At 48.8% G+C, this 15,886-nt stretch carries 15 protein-coding genes; 7 read left to right on the forward strand and 8 right to left on the reverse strand.

The window, feature by feature from the left end; genetic code table 11:
• Nucleotides 1-271 precede the first annotated feature (271 nt).
• The 4 genes from A8707_RS28080 to A8707_RS12260 all read right to left on the reverse strand — a co-directional run bounded on the left by A8707_RS28080 (nt 272) and on the right by A8707_RS12260 (nt 1,918).
• Nucleotides 272-523, reverse strand: a complete 252-nt coding sequence (locus A8707_RS28080) for a hypothetical protein (RefSeq protein WP_156518516.1) — start codon at nt 521-523, stop codon at nt 272-274.
• An 88-nt stretch (nt 524-611) separates the two neighbouring features.
• Nucleotides 612-1,136 (reverse strand): hypothetical protein, encoded by a 525-nt coding sequence (locus A8707_RS12250; protein ID WP_068817363.1) that lies wholly within the window; start codon nt 1,134-1,136, stop codon nt 612-614.
• Nucleotides 1,137-1,184: 48 nt separating this feature from the next.
• On the reverse strand, nt 1,185-1,625 hold the full coding sequence (locus tag A8707_RS12255) for a hypothetical protein (RefSeq protein WP_068817365.1): 441 nt from the start codon (nt 1,623-1,625) through the stop codon (nt 1,185-1,187).
• A gap of 104 nt (nt 1,626-1,729) precedes the next feature.
• On the reverse strand, nt 1,730-1,918 hold the full coding sequence (locus A8707_RS12260) for a CsbD family protein (protein WP_068817367.1): 189 nt from the start codon (nt 1,916-1,918) through the stop codon (nt 1,730-1,732).
• 322 nt (nt 1,919-2,240) lie between these two features.
• On the opposite strand from A8707_RS12260, the gene A8707_RS12265 reads away from it, so the two are divergent.
• The 3 genes from A8707_RS12265 to A8707_RS12275 all read left to right on the forward strand — a co-directional run bounded on the left by A8707_RS12265 (nt 2,241) and on the right by A8707_RS12275 (nt 4,072).
• Nucleotides 2,241-3,128, forward strand: coding sequence for a 3'(2'),5'-bisphosphate nucleotidase CysQ family protein (locus tag A8707_RS12265; RefSeq protein WP_197484748.1), 888 nt, complete (start codon nt 2,241-2,243; stop codon nt 3,126-3,128).
• Nucleotides 3,129-3,200: 72 nt separating this feature from the next.
• Nucleotides 3,201-3,545, forward strand: a complete 345-nt coding sequence (locus A8707_RS28085; protein WP_231948040.1) for a hypothetical protein — start codon at nt 3,201-3,203, stop codon at nt 3,543-3,545.
• Nucleotides 3,542-4,072, forward strand: coding sequence for a hypothetical protein (locus A8707_RS12275; protein ID WP_156518520.1), 531 nt, complete (start codon nt 3,542-3,544; stop codon nt 4,070-4,072). The genes A8707_RS28085 and A8707_RS12275 overlap by 4 nt, the downstream gene beginning before the upstream one ends.
• A 226-nt stretch (nt 4,073-4,298) precedes the next feature.
• Here A8707_RS12275 and A8707_RS12280 read toward each other — a convergent pair whose 3' ends face one another.
• Nucleotides 4,299-4,613, reverse strand: a complete 315-nt coding sequence (locus A8707_RS12280) for a hypothetical protein (RefSeq protein WP_231948037.1) — start codon at nt 4,611-4,613, stop codon at nt 4,299-4,301.
• A 383-nt stretch (nt 4,614-4,996) separates the two neighbouring features.
• Here A8707_RS12280 and A8707_RS12285 point away from each other — a divergent pair, with 383 nt between their 5' ends.
• Nucleotides 4,997-5,449 carry a hypothetical protein gene (locus A8707_RS12285; RefSeq protein WP_068817373.1) on the forward strand — a complete coding sequence of 151 codons (453 nt, stop codon included), beginning with the start codon at nt 4,997-4,999 and terminating at the stop codon, nt 5,447-5,449.
• Nucleotides 5,450-5,541: 92 nt separating this feature from the next.
• Here the strand turns inward: A8707_RS12285 and A8707_RS12290 are convergent, their stop codons facing one another.
• Nucleotides 5,542-9,723: an amino acid adenylation domain-containing protein gene (locus A8707_RS12290; RefSeq protein ID WP_082906339.1), complete on the reverse strand. Its 4,182-nt coding sequence runs from the start codon at nt 9,721-9,723 to the stop codon at nt 5,542-5,544.
• Nucleotides 9,724-10,530: 807 nt separating this feature from the next.
• Here A8707_RS12290 and A8707_RS28090 point away from each other — a divergent pair.
• The 3 genes from A8707_RS28090 to A8707_RS12305 all read left to right on the forward strand — a co-directional run bounded on the left by A8707_RS28090 (nt 10,531) and on the right by A8707_RS12305 (nt 13,107).
• Nucleotides 10,531-11,109: a hypothetical protein gene (locus tag A8707_RS28090; protein ID WP_156518522.1), complete on the forward strand. Its 579-nt coding sequence runs from the start codon at nt 10,531-10,533 to the stop codon at nt 11,107-11,109.
• A 111-nt stretch (nt 11,110-11,220) separates the two neighbouring features.
• Nucleotides 11,221-11,805 carry a L,D-transpeptidase gene (locus A8707_RS12300; RefSeq protein ID WP_068817377.1) on the forward strand — a complete coding sequence of 195 codons (585 nt, stop codon included), beginning with the start codon at nt 11,221-11,223 and terminating at the stop codon, nt 11,803-11,805.
• Between the two features lie 174 nt (nt 11,806-11,979).
• On the forward strand, nt 11,980-13,107 hold the full coding sequence (locus A8707_RS12305) for a glycoside hydrolase family 76 protein (protein WP_068817379.1): 1,128 nt from the start codon (nt 11,980-11,982) through the stop codon (nt 13,105-13,107).
• A 114-nt stretch (nt 13,108-13,221) separates the two neighbouring features.
• Here the strand turns inward: A8707_RS12305 and A8707_RS12310 are convergent, their stop codons facing one another.
• Nucleotides 13,222-13,545 carry a hypothetical protein gene (locus A8707_RS12310; RefSeq protein ID WP_068817381.1) on the reverse strand — a complete coding sequence of 108 codons (324 nt, stop codon included), beginning with the start codon at nt 13,543-13,545 and terminating at the stop codon, nt 13,222-13,224.
• A 150-nt stretch (nt 13,546-13,695) separates the two neighbouring features.
• Nucleotides 13,696-15,849, reverse strand: a complete 2,154-nt coding sequence (gene topA, locus A8707_RS12315) for a type I DNA topoisomerase (RefSeq protein WP_068817383.1) — start codon at nt 15,847-15,849, stop codon at nt 13,696-13,698.
• Nucleotides 15,850-15,886 lie beyond the last annotated feature (37 nt).

Below are 15,886 nucleotides of genomic sequence, written 5' to 3' on the forward strand. Positions count from 1 at the left end.
AACAAAAAGGGATGAGACCTAACTCCCATCCCTTCACGACTCATCATTGAATTGGTAGAAGAACGGCAAAGGTGAAAATGAACTCATGCCCAGACACGATATTATTGAGCGCGACTTCAGCAGGCAGGCTCAAGTCTTGGACTCGATCGTGGGCAATCTCTCTACCGAGCTTGATGCTGGGCGATCGCTCAGCATCAAGCTGAAAAACTCAGTATCTCCCAAAGAAATTTGGCGGACGCTGGCTCTTCTTGTTGAAAATAAGCCTTGTGTCTCAGCTACTCTGTGGTGGACTACTGAGGCGAAACTTTCGACCCAAAAATAGAACAACAACTTGCAACACCGCGACTACAATCAGCCCGTGACCCGAAAATTTGTGGAGGAATTCAACCGAGCTTGCATTGGTTGAAGCGCCGCCGGACAGTAGACTACCCGTAATCCCTGCTAGCAGAGCGAGTGAGAAAGCAGCCATCACCAAAAACGTTGCGCCGCGTTGCAGTGCATACTGATATTCTGAGGTTGTCATGAGCGGCTCACAGGATTATGGAGTGCTGGATTCATATCAGGATTGAAAGGGAGTCAGCTAAATAGACACGCTTTACCTGAATCTTGGTCTATTTATGACCGCCGAACCATTTAGAAGCGATCGCGCCCAGCGCTGCCCCGACCATCGGGTTGCTGAGAAACTTCATCATCGCAGGCTGATCTGCCAACACTTCTTGGAAGATGTCTGGGTGATTGTGGTAGGTAAATGCTGCCAGTTTGCTGACATCATCGGCATTCATGTGACCAGGGTTGTGAGTCGAGAGTCCTAGTTGCTTTTCCAGGTCGCGATCGTGCAATCCCCGTTTTTTGAGTTGATTAAAGAATTCTTTGGCAACATCATTCCGCTCATTGGGTTTGATTTGGGCGATCGCCTTTTGCAATTCGGGTTCCATCTGGCTTGAAGGAATCCGATCGGGGTGAAACGATTTGCCAAATAATTGTCGCCGTTCTTCTTTCGACGATCGTTGAGCAAAATCGTCAAAGTTTTGATAGTTCTCTACCGAATCAGTGGGGATAACATCGTCCGCAGATTCTTTATCTCCACGAGCCAAGTCTTGCATAACCTGACGTTTGTAATCATCGCTGCTGGGCATTTTAGTTAAACTCCTGTGTCGTCGTTTTTCAGTTAGAAACAGCGTTTTTTAGCTGCTTGTTCCATACTGAATTTGCTTGGTGCTGTTATCATATTTTGCGGTCAAAACTAACTGTTTGTCAGGGGCATACATTAAAACAGTTAAGTCACGATCGGGCGCGTTCTTCCGAAAGCCTTGAACTAACGATTTTGCCAAAGTACGAACTTCGGTAGGACGAACTTGAGGCGAAATCACAACCCCTAGTTTATCGCTCCCTCGAACATAAGCATCCTGGACTAGCCCATGACCTGTTTGCACGACCCACTCCCCAAAGTTTTGCCCTTGCTTGGTAGTGCCTCGCTCGATCTGTCCATAGCTCTGCGTACTGCTGACTGCTGGTCTATCAACAGTTTTAGCGGTTACGGCAGTGCCTCCGCAGGCAGTAAGGGTTAGAGATAGAACGAGTGTTAAAGCAATGAGAGCCTTACGAAAATAATGAGGTAGACTCATTAAAACCTCCTGTTAAATCTGTAATGAAGTGAATAATATCTGGCTCTTCTAAACAAAAATGGGTCTAGATAACTCAAGGTTATCTAGACCCATTTAAGAGTTAGTTACGCGTTATCGACGACATCTTTGACACCATCTTTCACGTCTTCCTTAGCGTTGCGAGCAGCGGCTTCGGCTTGCTTGGCTTTGCCTTCGGCTTGATCGCCAACATCACCTGTCACATTTCCTAAAGCTTCTTGCGCTTTACCTTCAATATTTTTGCCTGCTGCCTTAGCTCTATCTTCTAAACCCATGATAGACTCCTTACTTTTATCTAGTTGATTAGGTTTGCAAACGGTAAACTGGTTTACCACCTACCCTTACAAAGATAGAGGAGAGCTTTAGATTAAGCACTCTCCCAGAAGTTGTATTAGTGATTACAGTTTTAATTTAGATCTCTACTAAATGGACGATTGTGGCTTTGAAAAGCATTGCAAAGCGGGTTAAATAAGTTGTCTCGATCGACCCCTGCTCGATCGCCCCATCGCTCTTTCTTGAATTGCCAGGAAAAATCTCAAATACTATGAATATCTAAGGGTCTTGATAAAATGCCTTTATTTTTTTCCATAGCTGAGGATGTTTGATTTGGATACTTTGCCGCAAGATTTGGCTGAAATTCTGGCGATCGCTCGCTCGATCGGGTGGGGCGCTGCCGAGATTCTCTTAACCGCGCAACGAACCTCATTTGGCGTCGAGCAAGCAGGTGAAAGTCCAGTGACAACAGCGGATTTAGCCGCGAATCAATATATCCTCGACAATCTGCAAGCCACTTTAGGAATGCAGGATTTTGCCTATTTAAGTGAGGAAACCTTTCAATCACAGCCGATCGCAGCCCGCCTCGATCGCCCGTGGGTGTGGATTATTGACCCCTTAGACGGCACCAAAGACTTTATCAATCGCACCGGAGAATATGCCGTTCACATTGCATTAGCACATCAGGGTCGCCCTGTGTTGGCGATCGTTGCCTGCCCTGAACAAGACAAACTCTATTACGCAACGTTGGGCGGTGGCGCATTTGTCGAAACTCGCAAAGCCGGAGCCTCTCACACTCAGCCTGTTAAAGTCTCAACCAAAAATCAGCCCGAAGAAATGACGATCGTGGCAAGTCGCAGCCATCGCGACCAACGATTTGACCAACTGATGCAGCAATTTCCTGGTAAAGATCAGCGTCAAGTCGGCAGTGTTGGAGGCAAAATTGCAGCGATCGTCGAACGGCAAGCCGATGTCTACATTTCTCTCTCTGGCAAGTCTGCCCCCAAAGATTGGGACTTTGCTGCCCCAGAGCTAATCTTGACCGAAGCGGGCGGAAAATTTACCCACTTTGACGGGTCGCCGTTGCTCTATAACCAGAAAGATGTGAGTCAGTGGGGCGGCATTCTCGTAAGCAATGGGCAGTGTCATCAGGCGTTGTGCGATCGAGCAGAGAAAATTCTGGCAGACATCGATCGTGAATCAGACCTCTGAAGTCACAAGATTTCTGAGACGGAATTAACTTCTCATCAAATCCCTATCGACGAGATTGATTGCGTCCTCAATCTGTCGTTTGCCGTAGACAATTTTTTTGCGCTAATTTGCGGCTGCTACGATCTGCGTGCCGACAATGCTGCCTATTGCCGCTTGACTTGGGCAATTCTCGGCGTTGCCACCCCTGCTGATTTGATTCGCGATCGCAGCCGCACCCCTTTTAATATTGGGCAAGCGATCGAGCTTCAAGGGTTTCAAGACTACGAAGTGTCTCCCCTGTCAGAAGGCTTAATGCAGGGTGGTTTTATTGTCATTGAAGAAAATTCAAAAGCATTGAAAACTCGTTCCCTCTTGTCACAGCGTTGCTCCAATGGGAACGAAGCGATAAGCCTTTCAGAATTCCTCTGGCGACAATGAAACCACCCTGCCTGTCAGAAGGCTTAATGGGAGCCGTCAACTATCCGAATGCAGTGCTGAAGACAATTTCGACGTGGACGAGCGGACAGCCATTCCTCACGCAGAAACTTTGTCAGTGTGTGGTGCAATCGAGTCAATCAGCCGTGCAGGAAACCCTAACTCTTCCTCTAAGCACCGAGGCTTTTTGGATTGAGCAAACTGGTGCGATCGCAGGTGATCGACAACGGCAGGCACAAGACAACCCAGAGCATTTGAGAACGATCCGCGATCGGCTTCTACAAGACCAAACTCAAGCAGGTCGCCTATTGGGACTCTATCAACAAATTCTGCGACAAGACAAAACTGCCAAATCTCAACCCTCTTTTCTCGCGCACAACCCGTCCGAAGAAATCGAACTCTTGCTGTCAGGTTTAGTCGAGCTGTCGCAAGGGTCACTGCGCGTCAAAAATCGAATCTATGAGGCAGATCTGCGGCAACAGATGAAGCGGGTCATCAAAGAGCTAACTGAGATCTTGCACCTGAACTAAAACTCTCTCGTTTCTGGCATTCACCCGCCCGTGATTGAACATCACGGTCTACAGTGCGAAGTCTACTCAAGGGACTGAGAGAGGGTTTGAGGTTCAGTCCGTTTCAACGGACTTCGCAAGGCTAGCCCGGAATTCCATTCACAGGCGGGACAGAACCGCAGCGAATGGACGGGTGCAAGATCTGAGCTAACCCAGGTGAAACCGCAGCGGCTTTTGTGGTGCTTAATCAGCCTTGCACTGGGACTTGTGATCGTGTGGGAGCAGGTGCAGCGCTATTGGGTGACTGATTAACTAATTTCTCAATTAGGTGAGGAGGAGTCGCTTGACGAAAAGCCCCACAATAGTGCATCGTCAACACCGCTTTAAATGCCCAATGATTAGGCAAGACATCGCTGAAAGGGTTGGGTAATGTCTCAGCCCGATTTTGCACACAGGCATCTAAGATTTGTCGAGTCGTAGGTGGCGCTTGATCTGCTTTCGCGGGAGTGGCTAACCCTACGATCGTCAGCAATGCAGCACCCACTAAAGAGTTGATCTTCATCCGATAGTCCACACTTTTAAGATAGGCTCTTTCCTAGTTATAGCGAATCTCTGCAACGAATTGGAGACCCCTACCCAGTCACTAAATATAAAGATAAAAGAAGCATTCTTGATTGGGAAGACGGTATTAAATTATTCACTCAAGGAATCGCTGTCAGAAGTGCTGAAGTTAGAGATGTCGATCGCCTCTACACAAGCTAAATTTGCAGATTCTTCAATCATTTTTTGGAGCATTTACCCTTGAGCAGTAGATAAAGATACTGCAAAGATACGGATAGGGAAGTATATTAGATTACCCAACAACTGACGCTTGAATCGAGTCCAATATCGGCAACTACTGGATTAATCTTTAGCTCTTAGTCAACCTCAAATCTTGAAGTAACGATGAAACGAACCTGGGTTATTGCACTGATAGTCACTTTAGTCACAGTCACGTTAATCGTGCCCCGCAATGTTCGCTTTTTAAAGAGACCAAGCACGCTGTCAAGGTGTCCAGAGGGCGCGATCGCCACATCCGATTCAACTAAAAAAATTCGCGCCTCTAAAATCATTGTCGAGCCGTGGGAAGGTCGTCACAACGTCTACGGCGTTTTTGTCTTACCTGCTGGATATGAAGCAAAATACTTTTTTGCCGTCAATGTTGACGAGTCAGATTCCTACTGCGGCACGATCACGACAATCGACGAGCCAGCCTACGGAATTAGCATCAAGCCAGGAGAACGCATCGCGATCGGATATCTGAGAACTCGAACAGCGCTTTGGCTGTTGACCAAAGGCAAACAAGACGAGTTAACCCAACCCAACAACTGGTTATTAGGCACAAAGAAACAACGCTGATCGCTACAAAATCCAAATCACGATTCAGATCCCCAATTTCTTCGAGAAATTGGGGATCTTTGCTTTTGCCTTCACCAATCACTCAGCGGTCTCTAATCGAGGTGTAACTTGAGTTTCTCAGCCAGCAGCCTTACATTCGGTTCTTGCAACATCCCCATGTGATTACCTGGAATCTCGTGAATCTCTACACCGCCAGTCGCAACTGCACGCCAGCCCGATCGAGGGTCGCCGTCAACCCCGATGCTAAAGTTCTGATCTTTCGCGTGAAAGAAGACAATTCGCCCTGAATAAACTTGAGGAGTGTAAACACTACTCGCACTTAGGTTTTTTTGGGCATAGAGAATGTCTTCTAAAAGCTGTGGGAATGGACGATCGAGGGTGCGATAAACCCACTGATAGACCCCTTTTGTCACCGAGCATCTAAGAGTCTGCTCTAACCATTCTTCTTTGACCTTCTCTAACATTTGCGTTAGATTCATTTGCAAAAGCTGCTGAGAATAGGCGATGAAGCGCGATCGTAAGAGCAGCTTTTTAACCATGACTGAAGGGGCAAACGTGTCTAACATTGACAGTAAGGCAACGTCTTGCCCTTGAGCCTGAAGCTGTTGAGCCATTTCAAACGCGATCGTGCCGCCAAACGATACGCCCGTCAGATGATAAGGACCTTGAGGCTGCACCATTTGCATCTGCTGAATGTAGTGCGCTGCAAGAGCTTTGACATCGTTGAGTGGAGCATCGGGCTGGTCACTCAAGACAGCCAATCCATAAAGGGGCTGATCTGACCCCAAATGCTTTGACAAAGGGCGATAGAAATCAAGCCCTCTTCCTAAAACGTGAATCGCAAACAGAGGTCGCTTAGAGCCATTGGGTTGAATCGGAGCGATCGCCGAACCCGATATCGCCTTTTCTGGCTGCTGAAGCAACATCGCCTGCTGCTGAATCGTAGGAGCTTGAAAAATAGCCGCGATCGCCAGCCGTTGTCCCAAAGTTTTCTCGATTTGAGTCACCAGATTTACCGCGAGAATCGAATGCCCACCCAACTCAAAAAAGTTGTCGGTGATGCCGATTTCAGGGACTCCTAAGGTCTGTTGCCAAATCTCGGCAAGCTGACGTTGAACTGAATTTTGGGGAGCCACGAAGGTGCTAGTTGCGTCGGTGCGGTTGGCTTCTGGAGCGGGAAGAGCACGTCGATCGACCTTGCCGTTTTGAGTCAGCGGAATCACATCGAGAACCACGATCGCAGAAGGCACCATATAGTCAGGAAGCATTCCTCGCAGAAAATTGCGAAGGTCGTGCGAGGTCGGAGTTTCGGCTGAATCGATGACAACATAAGCCACTAACCGTTTATCTCCAGGCTGATCTTCGCGTGCCATCACCACTGAGTCAGCGATCGCCGGGTGTTGAGACAGCACGACTTCAATTTCACCCAACTCAATGCGGAATCCCCGAATCTTCACCTGATGGTCAATGCGACCCAGAAACTCAATATTGCCATCGGGGAAGAACCGCGCCAGATCGCCAGTCCGGTAGAGCCGAGACGATAAATTTAGAGGATTTGCAATGAATCGTTCTGCGGTTTTAACCGGGTCAGTGTAGCCCAATGCCAAACAGTCGCCGCCAATGTAAAGCTCTCCGGTAACTCCGATCGGGCAGGGGTTAAACTCCGCGTCCAACACATAATATTGAGCGTTCTGAATCGGCTTGCCGTAGGGAATGCTTGCCCAGTGAGAGGCAACGTCACCAATGCGGTAGAAATTTGACCAAACGGTTGCTTCAGTTGCGCCTCCCAGAGAGACGACTTCAACTCCTGGAAAGGTTTCTTTAAGCGCATCAGGCAACGTGACTGGAACCCAATCTCCGCTCATGAACACCAATCGGAGGGCGCTTTTCTGTGCCTTGATCGTAGAGAAAAACGGGGCTAATTGCTGCAACGCGGGTGGGGCAGAATCCCAAAAGGTGATCGGTTCAGTTTGCAAGATGGTGAGCATCGCCTGTGGATCTCGCACATCTTCACTAGAGACGACTCGAATCGAGCCACCCGCCGCCAGCAGACCAAACACGTCATAAACCGACAGGTCAAAGCAGAGAGACGTGATGAAGAGAACTCGATCGCAGGCGTTCACATGAAAAGTGCGATTCACCCACTCGATCAGGTTAATCACGGGCTTGTGTCGAACCACGACTCCTTTCGGCGTTCCGGTTGAGCCAGACGTGAAAATAATGTAAGCCGTATCGTCTGGGCTGTTCTGTCTAGGCAGATTATCAGTGGGCAACTGACCGAGATCAGATGGCTGCCAAACGTGTAGAGGAGTGGACAGTGCAGCGGGTTTGGTTGGCTCCGTGATCGCCATTATATCTAAACAGATCAGATGCTCCAAGTTAGGAAGCTGTGGCTGAAGTTCCCCAAAGGTCGATCGGTGAATGGGCTGCGAAATCACACAGCGAACCGACAGCGACTCTAAAATCCACTGCACTCTGGCATTGGGAAACGTCGGCTCTAGAGGAATATATGCCCCGCCCGCTTTGAGAATCCCCAACAGTGCAGGAATCATCTCTAAGCCGCGATTCATATACACGCCGACAAACGTGCCCGCCCCAACTCCCAGCCGTTTGAGATGGTGCGCGAGTTGATTCGCCTGCTGATTCAGTTCTCCATAGGTGAGAGAATGCGTTCCATAAACGATCGCGATCGCGTCAGGGTTCTGTTTAGCATTGACTTCAAACAGTTCATGCAAACAGGTATCTTGAGCATAGTCGGCGGCGGTGTCATTCCAGTCTGATAAAAGCTGATGACGTTCGGAAACGGTCAGCAATGGCAACGCCGCCAGACGTTGAGACGGGTTTGCCACCATGCCTTCTAACATTGTCTGGAGATGACCGAGCATTCGGGTGATGGCAGCGTGATCAAATCGAGTCCGATCGTAGGAAATCTTGAGCGATAACTCTGACCCCAAACACGCAATCAGCACAAGCGGAAACGACGGCTGCTCTAAAAGCCGAATCTCTCGATTTTGCCAACTGCCGCCCTGTTGCTGAAGCCGCTCGTTCAGGTCATAGGCTTCAAACATCACAATGCTTTCAAACAACGACACGCCTCGCGGAATGTCGCTCCAAGATTGCACTTGAACGAGAGGCGTATGCTCGTGAGGGCGAACGGCAACGTGCTGCGATCGCAACTCTTTCAGCCACAGCACCAGAGTTGTATCCGGGTCAACCTGAACTCGAATCGGCAATGAATTGATCAACAGCCCAATCATTGACTCTGCACCCGCAACCGTGGATTTTCGGCACGCTCTTGTTGCCCCGAACACCACATCGGTTTCGCCACTATAGCGACTCAACAGCAGCCCCCAAGCGCCCTGCACGATCGTGTTCAGCGTCACGTCAAACTCTTTGACAAGCGACTTAAGAGCGATCGTCAACTCGCCGGATAACCGAATCGCAGCTTCGTTGTGTCCGACTTCGGTTTGCACCTGGCTAGACGCTTGGGAAGAGAGCAGAGGAGTTGGGGTGGTAAACCCTTTGAGCAAGTGTTGCCAGAAACTTTTAGAGGCTAAAAAATCCTGCTGTCGAACCCACTCAATATAGTCGCGATAAGGGCGAGGACTTTCTAGCGATAACTCATCTCCTGTGCAAAATGCTGCATAAACCGCAAACACTTCTTGCAGCACGATCGGAAACGATCGCCCGTCTAACAGGATGTGATGAAACGTCCAGACAAACTGATAGTCAGCGTCGCCCACCCGAAATAGAGCAAACCGCATCAGAGGCTCACAGGTGAGTGACTGAGTGAGGTCAAGCCCCCGCTGTCGATCGCGCTTCAAGTAAGCAGTCAGACGATCGGCTTGCTGTTGGGGTGAATCGCTCCGCCAATCTTGCTGCTCTAGCGGGAGTCTGACCCACTCATGTACGACCTGGATCGGCTCGTTGGGGCTGTCCCATAAAAAGCTAGTTCTGAGGATGGGATGGCGTTGGATGACGAAATTCAAGGCTTTGAGAAAGGTTTGCGCCCCGATCGCTTCGGGCAGACGGCACACCATTTGCTCAATGTCGATGCCCGATCGAGGCTGATATAAACTGTGAAACAGCATCCCCTGCTGCATTGGAGATAGGGAGTAAGTTTCTTCGATCTCCCATGATGCAGGCGCAGCTTGCTCAACCTGTATGCTTTCGATCGGTTGTTTTTTAGTTGTTGGGTGAGTCAGCGATTGATGAGGAAGCTCGGCTGATTGATTGGATAAAACTTTTTGACTAATTCGCGTAGGTAGTAGCATCGATAACTCCTGATAAACAGCATATAAATAGCGCTAGAGATGTTCTTAAAGTGGAAGACAGCAACCACAGACCGTTTGGGGTTAGCTAATCTAGGTTGAACTTCAAAGACTCAGTGAAATTTACTAGGCTGGTTAGTGCTAATTATTAGCAATTTGGAATTAGAAGCAAGTCGATGCCTCCTGCATTTCATTCAATCTTTAAATGCACCGATGGAAAATAGTGATTAGCTTTACTTGACTTTGGACAGAGATTATGTTGCTCTTAATCATCAGGCTATCTCTGCGATCGCTTCTCGGCGGTTGCAGAGTTTTCAGCCAAAGCGCGGTCTGCTGTGAAGAGCTACGTGAACTATCTGTAAATTTACTGGTTTAGCCTTGCGATCGTTGCTCAGAATCGAGTAGAACTGGGGTAGCTACTGAACGTTAAGCATAGGGATAGAGAATAGGCACCTGTGACTTCAGCGCGCTGTCAGCCGGGAGCAAAATGAATTTTTTTAGCCTAGTAAGGGTTTGAAGGAAACGTTTCTCGATCGGGTCACTTCTAATCGCTAACTATTGACCTAACCCCTTTTCAGAAGAGGATTAGGTCTTTTTTTATTTAGATATTCTTTGCCCAATCAATCCCTTACTTTTGGCTGAGGAGGCGATCGAGTCATCAGGCTAGGGTTAGTCTAAATGTCCGCGAAATACCGTGGTTTGATGACGTATTGTCAAACCAAACCACTTGTTGAGTTACTCCCATATCAACTTCCGCTGGATGAATCGAAATTTGGTGCATTCCGCAGCACACCATTTCAGGAATTATTTATGAACACAAAAAACAGTCGTAATTCAGTCAAGCTTCTGGCTGGCATTGTTGGAGTCTTAGGCATCAGCACCTTATTAGGTCTACCTTCACTTGCTTTGATTCGTTCTCAATCATCCCAGACTACTCAAAATCAGCCCCTTTTGTCTCAATCGACAGGAGGCAGCACAGGCGGAGCGCCTAGTAGTGGCATAGGCTCAAGCGGTTCGACAACTCCGGGGGGAACGATAAACGGCGATGGGTTATCCAGCCCAAGCACGGGGACGGGCACTTTTAGCCCAGGCACAGGCGCAGGCGGTTCGACCGGAGGAACTGGAACAATCGATACGACCACTCCGAGTACGGGGACGGGCACTTTTAGCCCAGGCACAGGCGCAGGCGGTTCGACCGGAGGAACTGGAACAATCGATACGACTACTCCAGGGGCGGGCACTTTGACTCCGAGTACAGGAACGGTCGATTCGACTGGAGGAACCGGAATAGACACCACCACTCCGGGCATAGGGACAACCAACACGACAACGCCAAGCACAGGGGGAACGACCAATAGAACGACAGGCGGCGTGAGAGCGCTTTGGTAGACTCGTTAAATTTATCAATAGAAACGTAAGCTAACTGGCGCATTCCACATAAATGAAGTGCGCCACAGTGCTATGAGGCAATAGACGCTGAACGAATCAGCAAATCGCAAAATGAGAAAATATTTATCAAAGCGATCGTATCTATTTTTTGTCGTAGCAGGTTCAGTTCTGGCACTGACAGCTCCACTGATTTTTAAACCTAAACCTTCTCTCGATCGGGTGGCTGAAGTTTCAAAACCTCTGCCGTCTATTTCATTCAGTCCAACGACTCCCCCAACTCCTGCGCCTCAAATTGTTCCTGACTCTACGCCGCGTTTAGTAATCAGTCTCAGCAGTCGTCGCGTGGCGCTTTATTCGGGCAACACTCGGCTCAAGAGTTATCCGATCGCCGTTGGTCGTGAAGGCTGGGAAACGCCAACGGGCGAATTTAAAGTGATGGATATGCAGCAAAATCCTACCTGGATTAACCCATTCACGGGCAAGACGATCGCGAGTGGCGATCCCAAAAATCCGTTGGGTTCTTATTGGATCGGGTTTTGGACGGATGGCAATAACTGGATCGGCTTTCACGGCACACCAGAGGCTGGCTCTGTGGGTCAAGCGGCATCACACGGCTGCATTCGGATGTACAACCGCGATGTTGAAGCGCTCTTTCAAGAGGTGAGCCTTGGCACTGTGGTGCGCGTTGTGCCCTGACTTCATGAAGTTATTAGAATTTACCAAAAGAGAATAATCAAGCTGTAACCTATGCAAGGGCACGATCGGCTGCTAAAAAACAGATCGACTTGAGGTGGTAAACTGCCGTCTCTGACGTTGATCTGAGCGATTAGCACGGTCGTTCTGATCGCAATCTTGAACAAGGAAACAGGCATGGTTTTACCCGGAAGTTATCACGCTAGCTTGACCGCAGGAATGGCAGCTCTGCAAGTCTTCTATAATCTCTCAACCGGATTGTGGAACTCGACAAACTGGTGGAATTCAGCAAACGCACTAGAAACTACGATCGACTATTCTGCACTCACTGATGCCAGAACTTATCGAGGCAACATTTTCAACACGTTTGAAAAACATAAAAACACTCGATTTCTAAATGAATGGTTTTATGACGATCAGGGATGGTGGGCACTCACCTGGATCAAAGCGTATGATTTGACGGGTGAAACTCGCTATTTGGACATGGCAAAGACGATTTTTGATGACATGAAGGGCGGCTGGGACTCAACTTGCGGCGGTGGTGTTTGGTGGCATAAAAAACGGCAATATAAGAACGCAATCACCAACGAGTTGTTTTTGACTATTGCAGCGCGATTGCATTTAAGAACGCCTGGAGATAAAGGGGCAGGAAGTTATTTAGACTGGGCGCAACGAGAATGGAAATGGTTTAAACAAACCAAAATGATTAACCAAAGAAATCTTGTGAATGATGGGCTGAATGATAGTTGCAAAAACAACGGGCAAACAACTTGGACCTATAATCAAGGAGTTATTTTAGGAGGATTAGTCGATCTTTATAAAAGCACGAAAGATAAAGAGTTGCTGACTCAGGCACACGCGATCGCTCAGGCTGCGATCACTCATCTTGCCCCCAATGGAATCTTAAAAGAGCCATGTGACCCCGTGAGTTGTGGCGACGATGCCCCGCAGTTTAAGGGCATCTTTATGAAGAACTTGGCTTACCTGCACAAAACATCTCCTAACCCGAAATACAAGAAATTCATCACTGAAAACGCCCGTTCGATCGTGTGGCAAAGTCGAAATCATCTCAACCAATTTGGGTTTAGCTGGGCAGAGGAGTTTGATATTGCAGATGCGGCGCGGCAAAGTGCGGCGCTAGACACGTTAAATGCTGCATTCTCGTTAAGCAATCAGCGTCGGGCTGAAGGTGATCAGCATCAGGAAGCGATGACTGGCTCGATCAAGGACGATCTAATGGCGGATAGAGATAAGCAAAATGCTTTCAAGGACAGAAGAAAGATTCAGCAAAAGCCCCCTTTTTGAGAGGGATTTAAGGAGATCTCGATCGCTGTGATCAAATGAAATCGAGAGCACAGATAGACCCTTAAACTAAAAGATCCCCGGTTTTTAAACCCGGGGATCTGAACAGGCAGTCATCTAAGCAGATTTTTGAACGCGTCTAGAACTCGTTTTGCGAGTGCGAGGAGACGATAGTTTTTGAGCCGTCGCTAAATAGTGCTTTAGCGTCGAAGCTCGAATCTCAATGCCGTTGTCATTCAGAATCTTTGTCAACTCATCATAGCTATATCCCTTAGCGAGAGATGCTTTTAGAGGCTCTCGAAGTTCGGCGATCGCTTCCCGTAGCGACACATTTTCTTGAGGCTTTTCGGGCAAATCTGCAAACAGTGATTCAATCTGATCAATTGCAGTTGCCTCAACTTTATTTGCGGCAATCGATTTTTTAGTTTTTGCGACCGTCATTTTTCAATATCCATCGTGATATCACAGTCTTATTCTAGTATCTAAAGCCTATCTCGACACGATTAAACAACGTGTATTTTGCTCATTAACTTCGATGATCCTATCTTTGATAGCGTTGATGTTCGTTTTACTATCATTGGCTCCTATTGATCATTTGTGAGATGCCGGAACCGCCAAATCTCCCAACTTTGGACTCCACCAACCTTTTGCAGTTTGAAAGTAAACCACATCTTGATGTCGGCGATCGTCCCGCGCTTTCGGGTTTGAGCAGCGCAGTAGCCGTTTATCTTGTCCCTCTTTTTGATAGGCATACTGCTCTAAACGCTGCTGGCAAACCGGACATAGATGATCAGTTGTCTGAGGCTTGGTAGCTGTGTTTGAGGATTTGGGCTGAGGTGCTTCCCATCGCTTCGATCGATCTGACCAAAACAGCACCACGTTCTCGCAGCCCTCGACACATTTGAGAAAATACTTCTTTTTAACCTTGGGGCTAGGAATTTTAGCCAGTGGTTTTTCGCACTGGGGGCAGCGGGTGCGCGAGGTCTGGAGGTGCGTTTGAGGTCGCGGAGCCGGGTTGGTGGTCAGATGTTGAGGAATAACTCTCTGAGCCTGAAGCAGCGCAGGTTCAAAATAGGTTTCGTTCCAGTGAGTGAGATAGCGCTGCCAGTCTTGTTTGCCCTCAGCAATGTCATCGAGCGATCGTTCCATTTGCGCTGTAAATTCGGATTGCAATAGGTCGGGCAATGCATCTGCTAAGAAGCGATCGACATCCAAACCCAATACCGTTGGCTGTAATGCTCCTTTAATTACGTCCACGTAAAGACGCTCTTTTAACGTCAGAATCGTTGGCGCGTAGGTGCTGGGGCGACCAATTCCCTGCCGCTCCATGACTTGAACTAATTTGGGTTCACTGTAGCGAGGCGGCGGCTGGGTTTGTTTTTGCTCGTGGGCAGATTGTTTTAACGTCAATGCCTGAGCCACTTTGAGAATGGGCAGTTCGACATCTGCACTCAGGTTATTCCAATATTTGCTGTAGCCCTGAAACTCGATCACCTGCCCTTTTGCCTGCCAGAAAATCGTGCCCGATTGCGTCACAATGCAGGTTTGCCTGACTCGTGCAGATTGGCACTGCGTTGCCATCGATCGCTTCCAAATCAACACGTATAGCGCAAATGCGTCGCTCGACAAATCTAGTCTGAGTTGGGCTGAGGCGCGATTGACATCGCTCGGACGAATCGCTTCATGTGCTTCTTGAGAGCCTTTAACTTTGCGGTGATGGGTGACTTTTTTAGGCACATTTTCAGCATCGTGTCCGACGAGCCACTGCCGCGCCTGGTCGGTGAATTCCTGGCTCAGTTCGACGCTATCGGTTCGCATATAGGTGATCAGTCCCGCTTCATAGAGCGACTGTGCCACCTGCATCGTTTTCTCAGGGCTGAACTTGAGGCGAGATCCGGCGGCTTGCTGCAACGTCGAAGTCACAAAAGGCGGTGGCGGCGTGCGGCTAATGACTTTACCATCAATGGATCGCACCCGATGCGGAAATGCCTGAGCCTGCTGCACTAAGCGATCGGCATCTGCCTGACTCAACACGCGATGAGATTCTTGAGTTGGGCGCTCAGTCGGATTAGTCGCATCATCAGCAGGTGACTCGTCATCAGTCGTCGTCTCAGTGCCGCGATAAAATGCCCGAAACCCTTCTGCGTAGTCAACCCACACATTCCAATAAGTCTGCGGCACGAAGGCTTCGATTTGGCGTTCACGATCGCAGAGAATATGCAATGCCGCACTCTGCACGCGCCCCATTGATTTCGCGCCAATTTGCAACTGCCAAAGTAATGGCGACCCTTTAAAGCCGACCAATTTATCGAGCACGGTGCGGCAAAGTCCGGCGTGAACCAGATTTTGGTTAATCGGTCTCGGTTGCAAAATGGCACGTTTCACCGCAGTCGGCGTAATCTCAGAATAAACGACTCGCTGCGGCTGTTTGAGATTTAACGCTTGCTGAATGTGCCACGCGATCGTTTCTCCTTCGCGATCGTCATCCGTTGCCAGCACCACGGTTTGAACTTGCCTCACCGCCGATCGCAATTGCTGAATCGTGTCTTTGCCGCGCTCACCCCGCGGCACAAATCGACACTGCACTCGATCGCCATTCAAGTCAAAGCCTAGGGAATCAATGCCATCACTCGCCAACTCGCGGACGTGTCCCATACTGGCTTTGACGATCCAATCCGATCCTAAAATCTGGCTGAGTTTTTTGATCTTTCCAGGGCTTTCGACGATGAAGAGTTTAGTCGGCATTTTAAAAAGAATGGATGGCAGAAACGCTGAGTAGAAC

This window comes from Phormidesmis priestleyi BC1401, assembly GCF_001650195.1.
In the GTDB taxonomy this organism is placed as follows: domain Bacteria; phylum Cyanobacteriota; class Cyanobacteriia; order Leptolyngbyales; family Leptolyngbyaceae; genus Phormidesmis_A; species Phormidesmis_A priestleyi_B.